The sequence below is a fragment of the Paenarthrobacter sp. YJN-5 genome (assembly GCF_015040095.1).
GTDB lineage: Bacteria > Actinomycetota > Actinomycetes > Actinomycetales > Micrococcaceae > Arthrobacter > Arthrobacter ureafaciens.
In genome coordinates this window covers 2843199-2860125 of record NZ_CP053544.1, presented here as the reverse complement: position 1 = coordinate 2860125, position 16927 = coordinate 2843199, and the positions used below count along the sequence as shown (strand labels likewise).

15 protein-coding genes and 1 tRNA gene are annotated in these 16927 nt (G+C 63.8%); 10 read left to right on the top strand and 6 right to left on the bottom strand.

Annotated elements, in window-relative coordinates; genetic code table 11:
- Positions 1-8 precede the first annotated feature (8 nt).
- Positions 9-1559 (top strand): ribosome biogenesis GTPase Der, encoded by a 1551-nt coding sequence (der, locus tag HMI59_RS13500; RefSeq protein WP_021473399.1) that lies wholly within the window; start codon positions 9-11, stop codon positions 1557-1559.
- 141 nt (positions 1560-1700) lie between these two features.
- A tRNA-Pro gene (locus HMI59_RS13495) sits at positions 1701-1777 on the top strand.
- Between the two features lie 54 nt (positions 1778-1831).
- Here HMI59_RS13495 and HMI59_RS13490 read toward each other — a convergent pair.
- A complete protein-coding gene (locus HMI59_RS13490) occupies positions 1832-2278 on the bottom strand; it encodes a MarR family winged helix-turn-helix transcriptional regulator (protein WP_166184128.1) in 447 nt (148 codons plus the stop codon).
- Between the two features lie 173 nt (positions 2279-2451).
- On the opposite strand from HMI59_RS13490, the gene HMI59_RS13485 reads away from it, so the two are divergent.
- The 6 genes from HMI59_RS13485 to HMI59_RS13460 all read left to right on the top strand — a co-directional run bounded on the left by HMI59_RS13485 (position 2452) and on the right by HMI59_RS13460 (position 6986).
- Complete coding sequence (locus tag HMI59_RS13485; RefSeq protein WP_193591595.1) at positions 2452-3720, top strand: MFS transporter; 1269 nt, start codon at positions 2452-2454, stop codon at positions 3718-3720.
- A gap of 191 nt (positions 3721-3911) precedes the next feature.
- A complete protein-coding gene (gene gcvH, locus HMI59_RS13480; RefSeq protein WP_021473396.1) occupies positions 3912-4298 on the top strand; it encodes a glycine cleavage system protein GcvH in 387 nt (128 codons plus the stop codon).
- A gap of 138 nt (positions 4299-4436) precedes the next feature.
- On the top strand, positions 4437-4913 hold the full coding sequence (locus HMI59_RS13475; protein WP_069695341.1) for an FHA domain-containing protein: 477 nt from the start codon (positions 4437-4439) through the stop codon (positions 4911-4913).
- Positions 4914-4936: 23 nt separating this feature from the next.
- Positions 4937-5653 (top strand): MerR family transcriptional regulator, encoded by a 717-nt coding sequence (locus HMI59_RS13470; protein ID WP_166184132.1) that lies wholly within the window; start codon positions 4937-4939, stop codon positions 5651-5653.
- On the top strand, positions 5653-6156 hold the full coding sequence (locus HMI59_RS13465; protein ID WP_021473393.1) for a bifunctional nuclease family protein: 504 nt from the start codon (positions 5653-5655) through the stop codon (positions 6154-6156). The genes HMI59_RS13470 and HMI59_RS13465 overlap by 1 nt, the downstream gene beginning before the upstream one ends.
- Positions 6157-6392: 236 nt before the next feature.
- Complete coding sequence (locus HMI59_RS13460) at positions 6393-6986, top strand: MerR family transcriptional regulator (RefSeq protein ID WP_021473392.1); 594 nt, start codon at positions 6393-6395, stop codon at positions 6984-6986.
- A gap of 69 nt (positions 6987-7055) precedes the next feature.
- Here HMI59_RS13460 and HMI59_RS13455 read toward each other — a convergent pair whose 3' ends face one another.
- Positions 7056-7868 (bottom strand): ParA family protein, encoded by an 813-nt coding sequence (locus HMI59_RS13455; protein ID WP_021473391.1) that lies wholly within the window; start codon positions 7866-7868, stop codon positions 7056-7058.
- Between the two features lie 302 nt (positions 7869-8170).
- On the opposite strand from HMI59_RS13455, the gene HMI59_RS13450 reads away from it, so the two are divergent.
- Positions 8171-11566 (top strand): pyruvate carboxylase, encoded by a 3396-nt coding sequence (locus HMI59_RS13450; protein ID WP_193591594.1) that lies wholly within the window; start codon positions 8171-8173, stop codon positions 11564-11566.
- A gap of 75 nt (positions 11567-11641) precedes the next feature.
- Here HMI59_RS13450 and HMI59_RS13445 read toward each other — a convergent pair whose 3' ends face one another.
- Positions 11642-13453 (bottom strand): long-chain fatty acid--CoA ligase, encoded by a 1812-nt coding sequence (locus tag HMI59_RS13445; RefSeq protein ID WP_193591593.1) that lies wholly within the window; start codon positions 13451-13453, stop codon positions 11642-11644.
- 197 nt (positions 13454-13650) lie between these two features.
- Between HMI59_RS13445 and HMI59_RS13440 the strand changes: the two genes are divergently transcribed.
- Positions 13651-14709 (top strand): ROK family protein, encoded by a 1059-nt coding sequence (locus HMI59_RS13440; RefSeq protein ID WP_062096092.1) that lies wholly within the window; start codon positions 13651-13653, stop codon positions 14707-14709.
- Positions 14710-14784: 75 nt separating this feature from the next.
- Here the strand turns inward: HMI59_RS13440 and HMI59_RS13435 are convergent, their stop codons facing one another.
- Genes HMI59_RS13435 through HMI59_RS13425 form a run of 3 tightly spaced genes read right to left on the bottom strand, consistent with a single transcriptional unit; the run spans position 14785 to position 16914 of the window.
- Complete coding sequence (locus HMI59_RS13435; protein WP_193591592.1) at positions 14785-15339, bottom strand: hypothetical protein; 555 nt, start codon at positions 15337-15339, stop codon at positions 14785-14787.
- Positions 15326-16129: a carboxylesterase gene (locus HMI59_RS13430; protein WP_193591591.1), complete on the bottom strand. Its 804-nt coding sequence runs from the start codon at positions 16127-16129 to the stop codon at positions 15326-15328. The genes HMI59_RS13435 and HMI59_RS13430 overlap by 14 nt, the downstream gene beginning before the upstream one ends.
- Positions 16126-16914 carry a carboxylesterase gene (locus HMI59_RS13425; RefSeq protein WP_193591590.1) on the bottom strand — a complete coding sequence of 263 codons (789 nt, stop codon included), beginning with the start codon at positions 16912-16914 and terminating at the stop codon, positions 16126-16128. Before HMI59_RS13425 ends, HMI59_RS13430 begins: the two co-directional genes overlap by 4 nt.
- Positions 16915-16927: the final 13 nt, after the last annotated feature.

Sequence of the window (16927 nt, the reverse complement as noted above, 5' to 3'; positions counted from 1 at the left end):
AAAGTGCAATGAGCGATACGACTCAAAAATCCGGCCACCACGGCGCCGGCGACGACGAATACACGCCCACCGGCACCGATCAGGTGGCCGAGAACCTGGCTGCCCTGGATGACGAGGAAGCCGAACTCCGCGCAGCCACACTGCGGGCGGGACTGGACGACTACGATCTCGACGAAGACGACGCCGCCCTGCTTAGCGGTGACTACGACGACGAAGGCGAAGAGGGACCCCTCAAGCTTGACCCCGTCCTGGCCATCATCGGCCGGCCGAACGTGGGCAAGTCGACTTTGGTGAACCGCATCCTGGGCCGTCGCGAAGCGGTCGTCGAGGACACCCCCGGCGTGACCCGCGACCGTGTCATGTACTCCGCGCGCTGGAACGGCCGCAACTTCACCTTGGTGGACACCGGCGGGTGGGAGCACGATGCCAAGGGCATCCACGCCCGGGTGGCGGACCAGGCCGAAATGGCCGTGGAACTGGCCGATGCAGTGTTGTTCGTTGTTGACTCCGCGGTTGGCGCCACTGCCACCGACGAAGGCGTCATGAAGATGCTCCGCAAGTCCAAGAAACCGGTCATCATGGTGGCCAACAAGGTTGACGACTTTGTGCAGGAGGCCGACTCTGCAGCACTTTGGGGACTTGGCTTCGGCCAGCCGTACCCGGTTTCAGCACTGCATGGCCGGGGCGTTGCCGACCTCTTGGACCACGTCATGGACACTCTTCCCGAGTTCTCGCAGGTAGAGGGTGTGGACCGTTCCGGCGGACCCCGCCGCATTGCCCTCATCGGCCGTCCCAACGTCGGCAAATCCTCGCTGCTGAACAAGCTTGCAGGCTCGGAACGCGTGGTGGTGGACCCGCTGGCCGGAACCACACGTGATCCCGTGGATGAGTTCATCGAACTGGGTGGACGCACCTGGCGCTTCGTGGATACAGCCGGTATCCGCCGACGCCAGCACATGGCGCAGGGTGCCGATTTCTACGCCTCCCTGCGGACGCAGGCCGCGCTGGAAAAGGCGGAGGTCGCCGTCGTGCTTCTTGCCGTTGACGAAGTGCTGAGCGAGCAGGATGTCCGCATTCTGCAGCTGGCGATCGAATCCGGCCGGGCCCTGGTCCTGGCATTCAACAAGTGGGACCTGCTGGACGACGAACGCCGCCGCTACCTTGAACGCGAGATCGAACAGGACCTTGCCCATGTTGACTGGGCGCCCCGCGTGAACATCTCCGCCAAGACGGGCTGGCACAAGGACCGCCTGGTTCCTGCCCTTGATACCGCGTTGGAAAGCTGGGACCGCCGTATCCCCACGGGGCGCCTCAATGCGTTCCTTGGCGAGCTGGTGGCTGCCCATCCGCACCCGGTTCGCGGTGGCAAGCAGCCGCGCATCCTCTTCGGTACGCAGGCCTCGAGCCGTCCGCCGAAGTTCGTCCTGTTCACCACTGGCTTCCTGGATCCCGGATACCGCCGCTTCATCACGCGTCGGCTCCGTGAGACCTTCGGCTTCGAGGGCACACCCATCGAGGTCAGCATGCGCGTCCGCGAAAAACGGGGCCGCAAACGCTAAATGAGACGGGCATCACAGGCGACTTTGGCTCTGATGGCGCAAGCACCCTCCAACGTCGTGTAAGCTTTTGGAGGTGGTTCGGCCGGACTGCTTAGGAAGGACTCTTCGGAGGAAAACCTGGGCGGAGAACGGTAGAACCAGCGGGCTGTAGCGCAGCTTGGTAGCGCACTTGACTGGGGGTCAAGGGGTCGCAGGTTCAAATCCTGTCAGCCCGACCAAAAAGGCCGGAACTACGCAGAAATGCGGAGTTCCGGCCTTTGGCCGTTAACGCCCTAGGCGTGCTGCAGTGCCCCCAGCGCCCGGACGAGCGGTTCAAGTTCGGGAACCTCCTCCGCTGCCTGCAAAGCTGCTGCGAGAGTGTCGTCGTGCACAGGCTTGGTCTTCTGCAGGAGTTGCTGTCCCGCCGCGGTCAATTCCGTGTAGATTCCCCGCCGATCGTCTGCGCAGAGGATCCGGGTCAGCAAGCCGCGGTCTTCGAGGCGGTTCACGAGGCGCGTGGTAGCGCTGCTCGAAAGGGCTGTGGCCCGGGCAAGCTGCTGCATGCGCATGTGCCAGCCGTCCTGGCGGCTCAGGGCATCGAGCACCGTGTATTCCACCACCGAGAGCTCGCTGGAGGCCTGCAGGGCTTTCTCCAGTTCGGTTTCGATGCTTCCGTGGAGGGCCGCGAGGGTGCGCCATCCCTGTGCCCGTACCTCTACGGCGTCATCCTTGATGCCCATGTCTCCTGTGCTCCTGCCTCATGTTCGCAATATCCGGCGCAGACGGCAAAGTAGTTGCTTGCGCAAATACCCAGCGTGTGCAACTATTTATACAGCGTCTGCAACTAATATTCTACGGTTCCCGGCGACGCACTTCCACTTTCAAGGGAGCCATTCCATTTAAGGAGCGTTTTATGCCCGCAGGGTTGATTGCCCTTGCCCTCGGCGGATTCGGCATTGGGCTGACTGAGTTTGTCATCATGGGCCTCCTGCCCGAGGTAGCGGCCGATTTCCGCGTCAGCGAAGCGTCGGCCGGCTGGTTCATCTCCGGCTACGCACTAAGCGTCACCGTCGGAGCCTTGGTGGTCACGGCAGCTGTCACCAAGCTTCCCCGCAAGTCCGTGCTGATCGGCTTGCTGGTGCTGTTCATTGCAGGGAACCTCCTCTCCGCTGTTTCGGAGAGCTACTCGACGATGCTGATAGGCCGCATCATTGCCGCGCTCTGCCACGGCGCCTTCTTCGGCATCGGTTCGGTGGTAGCGGCCAGCCTCGTGCCGGCCAGCAGGAAGGCCGGCGCCATTGCCATCATGTTCACCGGCCTGACTGCCGCCAACGTGCTGGGTGTTCCCTTTGGAACGCTTCTTGGCCAGAACTTCGGATGGCGCTCCACCTTTTGGGCCATCACCCTCATAGGCGTCGTGGCCCTGGCGGGAATCGCATTGCTGGTTCCCAAGCAGGACGCCGCGGCCGCCAAGAGCCTGCGCAGCGAACTGGGTGCGTTCAAGTCCACCCAAGTGTGGCTCTCCATCCTGGTCACGATCCTCGGGTTCGGCGGCATGTTCGGCGCCTTCACCTACATCGCCTTCACGCTGACCGAAGTTTCCGGTTTTGCCTCGACGTCCGTCCCATGGCTTCTGGTGCTCTTCGGAGCAGGCCTGTTCGTTGGAAACTTCATGGGTGGGAAAGCGGCAGACAAAGCACTGGACAAGTCCCTGATCCTCATCCTCTCGGGACTGGTTGCAGTCTTGGTCTTCTTCGCGCTGACCGCCTCCAGCCCGGTCGCCACCCTGGTGTCCCTGGCACTCATGGGCGGATTCGGATTCGCCACTGTGCCCGGGCTACAGATGCGGGTCATGCACTTCGCCTCATCGGCCCCCACGCTCGCCTCCGGCGCCAACATCGGGGCATTCAACCTCGGTAACGCACTCGGTGCCTGGCTCGGGGGAGTGACCATCAGCGCCGGGCTGGGCTACACCTCGCCCATCTGGGCCGGTGCGGGAATCACCCTCGCGGCCCTGGCGGTCATGGTTGCCGCCGGCGCGGCTGCCCGCCGGACTGTTGCCCCTCACGCAACTGACCGGCACACCACTGACCCCAACGCTGCTGACCCGAACCCTGTGTCGGCGGCACCTGCCGGGACGGCCGACGTCGGGGGTGAACCCCGGGAGGCGGCAGTCCGCTAGGCCGGACGGCCCTATGGCGCAGCCCCCCACGGCAAAGCCCGGTACGGTTCTGTTTCCGTGCCGGGCTTTTTGGCGTCCGGTCCACTGCCCTGCGCTCATCGGAAAAACGGCAATTATGCCTATACTTTCAGCGGTGGCCGGATGCCCGGCCCGCCGTCGAGGTTCATGAACGTCCCGATGAAAGGCGACCCATGAGTAATATTCCAGCCGATCTTTCCTACACCGCAGAACATGAGTGGGTATCGGAGCCGGATGCTGACGGCGTAGTCCGCGTCGGCATCACCGACTTTGCGCAGGATGCCCTGGGCGATGTCGTCTACGCACAGATGCCGGAGGAAGGCACCAAGATCACCGCCAATGATGTGGTGGGGGAAGTGGAATCCACCAAGAGCGTCAGCGATATTTATGCGCCCGTCAGCGGTGAAATCATCAACCGCAACGACGCCTTGGACCAGGATCCGGCACTCATCAACTCCGATCCTTACGGTGAGGGGTGGCTTTTTGAAGTAAAGCTGGCCGAAGCTGACGCGGTGGAATCCCTGCTCAGTGCATCGGAGTACGAACAACAGGTAGGCTAAAGTTATCTGGCCCGCCCTGCTGCATTTTCCCTCGTGGGAAGCGGGACGGCGGGCCAGCAACCGATTTGCCCGGCGGTTACCGGGAGGTGGATGTGTCCGGCAGGTTTTGGAACTGCCGGCGGATGAGGAGGAAGTTCCATGGTTGGCGGCGACAAGAACCAAGCCAATGCCGGAAACGGCGCGGAAGAACAGCCGACGTCGGAGACCACCTCCATCAGCATCACGCCAACGTGGGACGAGCCAAGCATCGCTCCCAAGCTGGCGCCGGAGGAGCGGGCCTCTGTAGACGCCCTGCCGCCCAACTCCGCGCTGTTGATTGCCCATAGCGGACCGAATGCGGGCGCGCGCTTCCTGCTCGACGCCGACACCACCACGGTGGGCCGGCACCCGGATGCCGATATCTTCCTGGACGACGTCACGGTGTCGCGCAAGCACGTCGAGTTCCACCGGAGTGCAGCAGGCTTCGAGCTCGTTGACATGGGCAGCCTGAACGGTACTTACGTCAACCATGACCGCGTGGACCGTGTGCAGCTCAAGACGGGCAGCGAGGTCCAGATCGGCAAGTTCCGGCTGACCTACTACCTGAGCCCCAGCCGCCCCGCGGGCCACGTCTGACCCCGGGATACCTGCCTGTGGCAATGGCCCAGCCGGAACGTCGCGGACCCCAGGTCCTGAACATCGGGGAAGTCCTGGCGCAGCTGAGCGACGACTTCCCGGGAATGACCGCGTCCAAGATCCGTTTCCTCGAGGAGAAGGGGCTGATCAACCCCAAGCGGACTCCTGCCGGATACAGGCAGTATGCGGACAGCGATGTTGAGCGTCTTCGTTTTGTCCTCGCCCTGCAGCGCGATCAATACCTGCCCTTGAAAGTCATCAAGGATTACCTTGACGCGATCGATCGAGGGGAACGCCCGGACAACCTGCCCCCCGGTGTGACGGTCTCGCCCCGGGTGGTCACTGCTGAAATGGCCGCGGACATCCAGGGACGTGCCCGTACCCTGACCGAAGAGCAGCTCCGCACGGAGTCCGGTGCCAGCGCCGGCCTGCTTGAGTCGCTCCTGAGTTACGGTTTGATCAGCCACGAAGACGGTAAATTTGACGAGCATGCCCTCCAGGTTGCACGTGCCTGCGTCCAGCTCGAAGTGCACGGTTTGGAACCTCGCCACTTGAGGCCGTTCCAGGCAGCTGCGGATCGCGAGTTCGGTTTGGTGGAGCGTGCCGTTGCTCCGCTCACTTCGCGCAGGGACGCCGCCTCGCAGGCGAGGGCGGCCGAGGCGGCCCGTGAAATCAGCGATCTCTGCCTGACGTTGCACAGGGCGCTTGTTCACCACCGCATCTCAAGGATGGACTCCTGATGATCGAAGTTGAAATCGTGGGTGTTCGGATCGAATTGCCCTCCAATCAGCCGTTGGTCCTCCTGCGCGAACTCAAGGGTGAGCGCCACGTTCCCATCTGGATCGGCACCCCCGAAGCCAGCGCGATCGCCCTCGCCCAGCAAGGTGTGGTTCCGCCCCGGCCCATGACCCACGATCTCCTGATCGACGTCGTTGAGTCGCTCGGTCATTCCATCATCAGCGTCAATATTGTGGCGGTGGAGGACAACATCTTCTACGGACAGCTGCAGTTCGACGACGGCACGGTGGTCAGCTCCCGCGCGTCGGACGCCCTGGCCCTGGCCTTGCGCGCAAAGTGCCGCATCTGGTGCGCCGATGCCGTGATGGAGGAGGCTGGAGTCCGTATCACCGAACATGATGAGGGCGAGGACTCCGAGCCGGATCCCAGTGTCGATGAGGAACGGGAGCTGCGCCGCTTCCGGGAGTTCCTGGACGACGTCGAGCCCGAGGATTTCGAAGGATAACTGACCCTCAACCTAAAGTTGAGGGTGAAACTTTCGACACGACCACTTTTGGAGCCCAACGTCTTTGACCTAGGGCCCTCGCGGGCCTAACGTCGAAGTATCAAGTTCCCGTTGCATACGCTCGCGACGCAAGTCACACTGGAAGGTGCGGACTTGTGGGAATTACACGGCTGAATTTCGGCGTTCGTGTTAAGTGTGTGCACCATCCCCAGGGGAGCTGACAACAAGGAGGTCACGTGAGTCCGAAAGGCGAAGCAGGCGAGTTGAAGCAGGCCCCGTCCGGCATTGCTGCGCCCGCAGCCGGCGCCCAAGGTCTGCTCTTCACCGAGGACCTTCCGGTGCTGGACGAGGACGCAGGTTACCGCGGCCCCACAGCATGCAAAGCCGCCGGCATCACCTACCGCCAGCTCGACTACTGGGCGCGGACCGGGTTGGTAGAGCCGGCAGTCCGCGGAGCTGCAGGTTCAGGCTCCCAGCGGCTCTACGGTTTCCGCGACATCCTCGTGCTCAAGGTCGTCAAACGCCTTCTGGACACCGGTGTTTCCCTCCAGCAGATCCGTACTGCCGTTGAACACCTCCGCGAGCGGGGCGTTGAGGACCTTGCGCAGATCACACTGATGAGCGACGGCGCGAGCGTCTACGAATGTACGTCGGCGGATGAAGTGATTGACCTCGTCCAGGGCGGCCAGGGCGTCTTTGGAATCGCCGTTGGACGCGTATGGCGTGAAGTTGAAGGAAGTTTGGCCGCTCTGCCGAGTGAGCATGCAGCGGAGCAGTCCTTTCCCGACGACGAATTGAGCAAGCGGCGCGTTGCGCGTCGGATTGGATAACTCCGATTTCAGAAGAAAGCCGCCCGTCCGACGTTTGTCGGGGGCGGCTTTCTTCTGTCTTCTGCCTCTTTACTGGCGTTGCCGACGGTCCCTGAAACTCGTCTGGTTCTTCAGGAGGCTCTCCAGCAGGGCGTCGAAGAGCTTCGCGGCGTTCTTGGCGGAGTCGCCCGGCCAGTGATGGACGGAATGTGCAGCGCCTTGAATCTGCTGCCAGTTGGCCTGTTCCGGAATGTGCGGGGTCAGCAGCAGATCACCGAACATCGACTCCATCTCGGCAAGCCGGAACGTGTGCTCGGTGGAGCCCGTCCGCACGCGGTTGGCGACGATGCCCGCCGGTGCGAGGTTCGGGGCAAACTCCTGCCGGAACAGCTGGATGGCACGCATGGTGCGCTCGGTTCCCGCAACGGAAAAGAGCCCCGGCTCGGCGACGAGTACTACGCGGTCGCTGGCACTCCAGGCCATACGGGTCAGCCCGTTGAGGGACGGCGGGCAGTCAACCAGCACCAAGTCGTAGCTGGATGTCCCGGCGAGAACTCCGGAGAGCCTCCGGAGATCGCGTCGGCCGAGGTCGGGGCGATCATAGATTCCGGTCAACGCTGAACCTACCGCAACGTCCAAGGTGCCGTCACTGGAACCGTTGGCAATCCAGCTGCTGGGGGAGACGTTCTCCGCCAGCTTTGCCTTGCGGGGGCTCTTGAGCATCCGGCCAACGTCGAGCTTTCCGTTGGGTTGGACACCGAGGGCTGTTGTGGCATCAGCGTGGGGGTCAAGGTCCACTACCAGTGTGGAGATCCCTGCCGCGAGGGCCGCCGAAGCGAGGCCGGTGGTCACAGAGGTCTTTCCCACGCCGCCCTTGAGGCTGCTGATGCTGACTACTTGCACTTGTTACCCAAAACCTAACGCCGGTTGCCGTATCGCGCTGTTTTCAACTCCGGGATAATCGGAGCCGGGGCTTGCCGAAGCCCCTTCAACATCATATGTTGCGTGCTCCCGGAATCCCGATTTCTACGCGCCACGGGGCGCATCGGGAAGCTGCGATATATCACGCAGCGGACGCGCGCGTACGTATATACAGTGCAGATGACGAATCCTTTGTGATGGTTGCCACAAAGATTTGTGTTTGATGCTGGCGGCACTACACACTGTGACCACCGACCGATCCACCGCAATGATGCAGGAGAAGCATGTTTTCGAAAATTCTGGTGGCCAATCGCGGCGAGATCGCGATCAGGGCTTTTCGCGCTGGTTATGAACTGGGCGCCAAGACCGTGGCTGTCTTTCCGTACGAGGATCGCAACTCGATCCATCGGCAGAAAGCGGACGAAGCGTACCTGATTGGCGAGGTGGGTCATCCCGTCCGCGCCTACCTCGACGTAGACGAAGTCATCCGCGTCGCCAAAGAAGCCGGCGCTGATGCAATTTACCCGGGCTACGGGTTCCTGTCCGAGAATCCGGACCTTGCCCGCGCCGCAAAGGCTGCAGGCATCACGTTCGTGGGCCCCCCGGCTGAAGTGCTGGAACTGGCAGGCAACAAGGTTGCCGCCTTGGAAGCCGCCCGCAAAGCAGGTGTTCCCGTCCTCAAGTCCAGCAAGCCGTCCAAGGACCTGGATGAGCTGATTGCCGCAGCGGACGAGATCGGTTTCCCCATTTTCGCCAAGGCGGTGGCCGGTGGCGGTGGTCGCGGCATGCGCCGTGTGGAAACCCGCGAAGCGCTCCCGGAAGCCTTGCAGTCCGCGATGCGCGAAGCCGACGCCGCGTTCGGTGATCCCACGATGTTCCTTGAGCAGGCGGTGCTGCGCCCCCGCCACATCGAGGTTCAAATCCTGGCCGACGCCGAGGGCAACGTCATGCACCTCTTCGAGCGTGACTGTTCGCTTCAGCGCCGCCACCAGAAGGTGGTGGAAATCGCCCCGGCGCCGAACCTGGACGACAACATCCGCCAGGCCCTGTACCGCGACGCCGTCGCGTTCGCGAAGGCCTTGAACTACGTCAATGCCGGAACGGTCGAGTTCCTGGTGGACACCGAAGGTGCCCGCGCAGGCCAGCACGTCTTCATCGAAATGAACCCCCGCATCCAGGTGGAGCACACCGTCACCGAGGAAATCACCGACGTGGACCTGGTGCAGTCGCAGATGCGTATTGCCTCGGGGGAGACGCTGGCCGATCTCGGACTGAGCCAGGACACCGTGTCCATCAAGGGTGCTGCGCTCCAGTGCCGTATCACCACCGAGGACCCTGCCAACGGTTTCCGCCCGGACGTCGGAAAGATCACGGGCTACCGCTCAGCCGGCGGTGCCGGCGTTCGGCTCGACGGCGGGACGGTTTACTCGGGCGCGGAAATCAGCCCGCACTTCGACTCGATGCTGGTGAAGCTGACCTGCCGCGGACGCGATTACCCCACTGCCGTTGCCCGTGCCCGCCGTGGCTTGGCCGAGTTCCGCATCCGTGGCGTATCCACCAACATTCCGTTCCTCCAGGCAGTGCTGGCAGATCCGGACTTCAACGCCGGGAACGTTGCTACTGACTTCATCGACAAGCGTCCTGAATTGCTGAAGTCGCACATCCCTTCGGACCGCGGCACCAAGCTGCTCACCTGGCTTGCCGATGTCACGGTCAACAAGCCCAACGGCGACCTGAAAGTCCAGTCGGACCCCGCCAGCAAGCTGCCGGTCATCGATGGTCCCGTGCCGACGTCGGGCTCCCGCCAGCGGCTGCTTGAACTTGGTCCGGAGGGCTTCGCGAAGGCGCTGCGCGAGCAGGAAGCCCTGGCGGTTACGGACACCACGTTCCGTGATGCGCACCAGTCGCTGTTGGCAACCCGCGTCCGTACCCGCGACCTCGTGGCCGCCGGGCCGGCCGTGACGGCATTGCTGCCCGAGCTTCTGTCCGTGGAGGCCTGGGGCGGTGCAACGTACGACGTCGCGCTCCGCTTCCTTGGTGAGGACCCCTGGGACCGCTTGGCTGCTTTGCGCCAGGCGCTGCCCAACACGTGCATCCAGATGTTGCTCCGTGGACGCAACACGGTGGGCTACACGCCGTACCCCGAAGAAGTCACGGAGGCATTCGTCAACGAAGCCGCCGCGACCGGCATCGACATCTTCCGGATCTTCGATGCACTGAACGACGTGAACCAGATGGCTCCGGCCATCCGCGCAGTCCGGGCAACAGGAACGGCAGTGGCCGAAGTGGCACTTTGCTACACCGGCAACCTCCTGGATCCGGAAGAGGACCTGTACACCCTCGACTACTACCTGGACCTGGCCCAGAAGATCGTCGATGCCGGCGCCCACATCCTGGCCATCAAGGACATGGCGGGACTCCTGCGTCCGGCCGCCGCTGCCAAGCTGGTTTCGGCCCTGCGCGAGCGCTTCGACCTCCCGGTCCACCTGCACACGCACGACACCGCAGGCGGACAGCTCGCAACGCTGCTCGCCGCCGTCGAGGCCGGAGTCGACGCGGTGGACGTCGCCGCGGCGTCCTTGGCCGGCACCACCAGCCAGCCGGCTGCGTCGGCGCTGGTTGCCGCCTTGGCCAACACCCCTCGGGATACGGGCCTCAGCCTGGAAAACGTCGGCGCCCTGGAGCCCTACTGGGAAGCAGTGCGCCGCGTCTACGCACCGTTCGAGTCGGGCCTTCCGGGTCCCACAGGCCGGGTCTACAAGCACGAGATCCCGGGCGGCCAGCTGTCCAACCTTCGGCAGCAGGCCATTGCCCTGGGACTCGGTGAACAGTTCGAAGCCATTGAGGACATGTACACCGCCGCCGACCGGATCCTCGGGCGCCTGGTTAAGGTGACCCCGTCATCGAAGGTCGTCGGCGACCTCGCCCTCCACTTGGTGGGCCTGAACGCCAATCCTGCGGACTTCAATGAGAACCCGCAGAACTACGACATCCCCGATTCCGTGATCGGTTTCCTGTCCGGCGAGCTTGGAGATCCTCCCGGAGGCTGGCCTGAGCCGTTCCGCACCAAGGCCCTCCAGGGCAGGAGCGTCAAGGTACGCGATGTAGAGATCAGCGCCGAAGACAGTGCCGCCCTCAAGGCCGACTCGAAGACGCGCCAGCAGACGCTGAACCGCCTGCTTTTCGCCGGGCCCACCAAGGACTACCTCAAGAGCCTTGAAACCTACGGCAATGTCTCCGTCCTTGACACCCGCGACTACCTGTATGGCCTGCAGCGCGGCCAGGAGCACGTCATCGAGTTGGAAAAGGGTGTCCGCCTGATCGCCCAGCTCGAAGCCGTCTCCGACCCGGACGAGAAGGGCATGCGGACGGTGATGTGTACGCTCAACGGCCAGTCGCGTCCCGTGGTTGTCCGCGACCGTTCCGTCGTCAGCAACGTCAAGGCTGCAGAGAAGGCCGACCCCGCCCAGCCGGGACAGGTTGCCGCACCGTTCGCCGGGGCCGTCACGGTCACGGTGAAGGAGGGCGACGAGGTCAAGGCCGGCGATACGGTGGCCACGATCGAGGCAATGAAGATGGAAGCGTCCATCACGACGCCGGTGGCCGGCAAGGTCTCGCGCCTGGCCATCTCCTCGGTCGAGCAGGTCCAGGGCGGGGACTTGCTCCTCGTAGTGGGCTAGCGATTGAAACCAAAGAACCCCGCCGGAACATTCCGGCGGGGTTCTTTGCTGCAGGAAGTCCTTTGGCTGTGAGGCCTAGGAGGTTCGCGGAGCGGCGTACATCTCTTCGATCACGGCGTCGAAATCCTTCATGACCTGGGCCCTCTTGACCTTGAGGGAGGGGGTGAGGTGGCCGGACGCTTCAGTGAAGTCGGAGGCGACGATCCGGAAAGCCTTGATGGCCTCGGCCTGGGACACGGACTGGTTGGCATTGCTGATGAGCTCCTGAACGGCAGCTTTCACCACGGCGTGGTTGGCGGCTTCGTCCAGTGACGTCGTCGAGGGCAGGCCGTGGCGCTCCAGCCATCCGGGCAGGGCTTCCTCGTCCAGGGTCACCAACGCGCCGATGAACGGGCGGTTGTCGCCGACCACCAGCACCTGGGAGACGAGGGCGTCCGCCCGGATCTGGTCTTCGAGCAATGCCGGCACCACGTTCTTGCCGCCGGCAGTGACAATGATTTCCTTTTTGCGGCCGGTGATCTTGAGGAAGCCGTCGCTATCCAACTGTCCGATGTCGCCGGTACGGAACCACCCGTCGTCGAACGTTTCGGCCGTGAGGTCCTCACGCCCGTGGTAGCCGCGCATCACGCACACTCCCTTGGCGAGAATCTCGCCGTCATCGGCAATCTTCACCGAGTTGCCCGGCAGGGGAGCGCCCACCGTGCCGATCTTGATCCGGGACGGGCGGTTGACGGAAATGGGTGCTGTGGTCTCCGTCAGGCCGTATCCTTCCAGGATCTGCAGGCCGATCCCTTGGAAGAAGTGGCCCAGGCGCTCTCCGAGCGGCCCTCCGCCGGAGACGGCATGGGACACCTGGCCGCCCATGGCGGCCCGCAGCTTGCCGTAGACCAGTTTGTCGAACAAGGCATGCTTGAGCTTGAGGCCCAGCCCCACGGATCCGGACTCCCGGGCCTTCGAGTAGGCAATCGCCGTGTCCGCAGCGCGGTGGAAGATGGCGCCCTTGCCGCCGTCTTCGGCTTTGGTCAGTGCGGAGTTGTAGACCTTTTCGAACACCCTGGGAACGGCGAGGATGAACGTTGGCTGGAAGCTTTGCAGGTCGGCCAACAGGTTCTTGATGTCCGGCGTGTGCGCCACTTTGACTCCGCCGGCCACGGCAAGCACGGAGATGAACCGGGCGAACACGTGGGCGAGGGGGAGGAACATGATGGTCTTGGCCGATTCCTTGACCACTTCCGGGATGGCAAGCCTGGCGTTCTCGGACAACTCGACGAAGTTGCCGTGGGTCAGTTCACACCCCTTGGGGCGGCCGGTGGTACCGGAGGTGTAGATGATCGTGGCCAGGTCATTGAGGCCGGCTGCCGAACGGCGGGCTTCCAGTTGCTCGTCGGAGACCCCCGAACCGGCCGCACGCAGGACGTCGAGTCCTGCACCGTCCAATTGCCAGACGTGTGCCACGGAACTGATGTCTTCCGCAGCTACGGCCTGGCGGATGACGTTCTCATGGTGGGCGCTTTCACCGAAAGCCGCCACGGCCGCGGAGTCGCCGAGATTCCATGCCACCTGCGAAGGAGACGATGTTTCGTAGATCGGCACCGAAACGGCTCCGGCAAACCAGATCGCGAAGTCCACCAGCGACCACTCGTAGCGGGTGCGGGACATGATGCCAACGCGGTCTCCGGGTCCCACGCCGCTGGCGATGAGACCTTTGGCGAGGACCTTCACGTCGGCCAGGAACTCCGTTGCGCGGATGTCCTGCCACTGACCTGCACCGTCCAGCTTGGCGAAAAGCGCCGGATTGGACGCCTTTGCGGCCTCCCGGATAACAAGGTCCGTGATGTTGGTTTCAGGGGAAACATTAATAAGGGGAGGAACACTAAATTCGCGCACGGTAGCTCCTTTGATATCCACGGGCCGCGAGGGGCACTTTTCACTCTAGTATGCCGACTCGAGGAAGTGTGTCCGATTTCACCTACTGGCGAGTAACTTTACGGATTCGCTGCCGTTTTGGGCAACTTCACGCCATAAAGGGCCTTCCGGCGCCATCGGAGCGTTCCTCGCGGAGGCGCGCGGAATAGGATGATGGGATGCCCCAACACCGGTCCAGTTCGCGCCCCGGGCTCCGGCCCTCCTTCGGATCCCGCAAAGATGTTCCCTGGGCACCCCGGCGGAACCATCTTGGCCGCAGGGGACTTGCCATCGGCATCGACATCGGCGGAACAAAAGTGGCAGCCGGCGTTGTGGACGCCGACGGCCGCGTCCTGGCCGAAGCCCGCCGGTCAACTCCGGGAGCGGACCCGCGCGCGGTGGAGCGCACCATCGTGGAACTCGTTGATGAGTTGAGCGCCGGGCATCGCATCTCTTCTGTCGGAATCGGTGCAGCCGGTTGGATGGACCTCGACGGCGGCACGGTGCTGTTCAGTCCCCATCTGGCCTGGCGCAACGAGCCACTGAGGGACAGCCTGCAGAACCTGCTGCGGCGCCCGGTGCTGCTGACGAACGACGCCGATGCCGCCGCCTGGGCGGAGTGGCGCTTCGGTGCGGGGCAGGGGGAGAGCCGGCTGGTCTGCATCACCCTGGGTACCGGAATCGGGGGCGCCATGGTGATGGACGGCCGCGTAGAGCGCGGCCGCTATGGCGTCGCCGGCGAATTCGGCCACCAGATCATTTTCCCCGGCGGACACCGCTGTGAATGCGGCAACCGTGGCTGCTGGGAGCAGTACGCCTCAGGAAATGCCCTGGGGCGGGAGGCACGGCAACTGGTGAAGACGAATTCCCCGGAAGGCCGCGCCCTCCTGGAGAAAGCCGGTGGTGACGCGGACAGCATCACCGGGGCAACCATCACGGCGCTGGCGCTGGCCGGCGATGCCACGTCCAGGGAACTCATCGCAGATCAAGGCGAGTGGCTGGGGCTGGGCCTGGCCAACCTCGCTGCCGCGCTGGATCCCGGCATGTTCGTCATCGGCGGCGGGTTGTGCGACGCCGGCGACCTCCTCGCCGATCCAGCGAGGGCGGCTTTTGCCAAAAACCTGACGGGCAGGGGCTTCAGGCCCATGGCCCGGATCGAGCTCGCGGCGCTTGGTCCGCGGGCGGGGATGATCGGCGCAGCGGATCTCTCCCGCGTCAGCGGACGGGCCTACAGCTAACGTCCCGGCCTCGACGGTCAACTCCGGTGGACAAAACATCGCCGCCCAGGCACTTGGATACGGGCGCCGAGGCACCTAGATGCGGGCGCCGTCGTCGTACTCGTCTTTTTCATGCGGCAGCCGCATGATCAGGTACACCACCGAGGCCACGAACGCCGCAACAATCCCCATGACGGCCGCCAGTGGGGCTGACCGCCAGAACAACGCAGTGAACAGGAGTGCGATGGGACCGCCCACCGCACCGAGCCAGGCCAGCATGGTCAATGGTTCGGTTCCGGCAAGGCTGGGCGGTTCTTCCGGGACGAAATCGCCGTCCGTATCGTTGTCCACCTCGTAATCCCGTGGCCCTCCCGGAGACTCTTCCTGGCCGTTACGGCGCTCCGGGCGATCCTCGTCGGGGCCTTCTGCCTGTGTCGCAGACGTCGCCAACCCCAGGGGGTCGAATGCGCTGAAAGGCTTCCGCGCCGGCGGTACACTGCCGGGTGCCCCGGCATCCGGCCGCCCGTGCTCCTCCGCGGAATCCCCGGAGGAGGACGACGTAGACTCCAGCCGCGCCACCAAATCCAGCCAAACGGCGTCGTCGTCCTTATTGGCGCTCTGGTCGGCAGGGTCCGGATCAGGCCTGGTCATTGGCTTTGTCCCTATCCAGCGAGCGGTCCCCGGACGCGAGGTCGCCAAGCCGTTTGTTCATGAAGTCCACCGTGCCGGCAAAGATGGCCGGGGCGTCGTTGTCCAGCGTGGCCACATGGTAGCTGTTGTCGAGGTAGCTGATTTCCACGGGAGCCTGGACCCGCGACTGCAGGAACTGCAGGCTGGCATTCGAGACGACCTTGTCCACCGTGGACCGGAACACCCTGACAGGAGCCGTTATGCGGGGGAGGATTCCCGCGGTGTCTTTATACATCTTCTTCAACTGGTGGGCCGCGGCTACGGGGGTCCGGGCGTAGGCGCCCTCGTCCTGGTCCGGCTTGAGGATATCGTTGGCAATCGCCGGAGTGCTTTTGACGACGTACTTCAGGGCCGCAACGACTACGGCCCGCGGGTCATCGAGCACCATTCCCGGATTGACCGCGATGGTCCCTGCCACGGGCCGGGTGGCAGCTATGCGCAAGGCCAGCGTGCCGCCCATCGACAGGCCGGCGGCGAAGACGTAATCGCATTCGGACGCCATTTCCAGGTAAGCATCGTCCACCGCCCTGTGCCATTCCCGCCACGACCGCGTGGCCATGTCCTGCCATGTGGTTCCGTGGCCGGGCAGCAACGGCAGATTAACCGCAAAACCGGCCTCCGCCAGGTGCTCGGCCCAAGGCCGGACGCTGTGCGGGGAACCTGTGAACCCGTGGGACATGACGACGCCCACCCTTGGGCCGGTACCGGAGTAGGCGCTGCGGAAGGGCGAGAAATCGGGAAGCACTTTCATGATGTCTCCGAGGCTACTCTGTCCTTGGCATGTTGACGCAAAAACCGTGCTGATTCTTCGAAGATGGTCGGTGCATCGACGTCCAGTGTGGCCACATGTCCGCTTCTTGGCAGCGAGACCACCTTCAGCTGTTCCTGATCCATGTGCTTGGTGATGGCTTTGAGGGAGCTTGGCGGAATTACACCGTCCACGGCGGACTTGAAGACCAAAGCCGGCGCCTTGACATGGGGGAGGGCGCGTGTGGCCTGGCCGAAAAGCTTCTTGAGTTCGTGGACGGACGCCAACGGCGTCTTCGAGTAATCGCCGTCCTCAGTGGCTGCGGCCGTTGGCGCTTCCTCTTCGATGGGCGTGGTGGTGCGCATGACGTATTTGAGGGCACCTATGTAGCGGACCCTGCGATCGTAGAAGCTAAGGCCGGGGTTGACCAGGACCACGCCCGGCACCGGGTGCCTGGAAGCTGCCCGCAGTGCCACGGCTCCACCCATGGACAGGCCGGCCACGAAGCAAGCATCCGTCTTTGCCTCGAGGTCGAGGTAGCTGGATTCGAACGTCCGGTACCAGTCCTGCCACGTGGTGGTGGCCAGGTCACGCCAGTTTGTTCCATGCCCGGGAAGGAGGGGGACTGAGACGGCGAAACCCTGCCCGGCGAGGTATTCGGCCCAGGGCAGGATGCTGAGGGGGCTGCCGGTGAATCCATGGCAGATGGCTACGCCCGTCGAAGCGTTTTCACCATGCCCCGGGTGATGGAAAGCGAGCGGGGCGCCGGGTTGGTTGCGTTCCGTCATGGCACCATCGTGT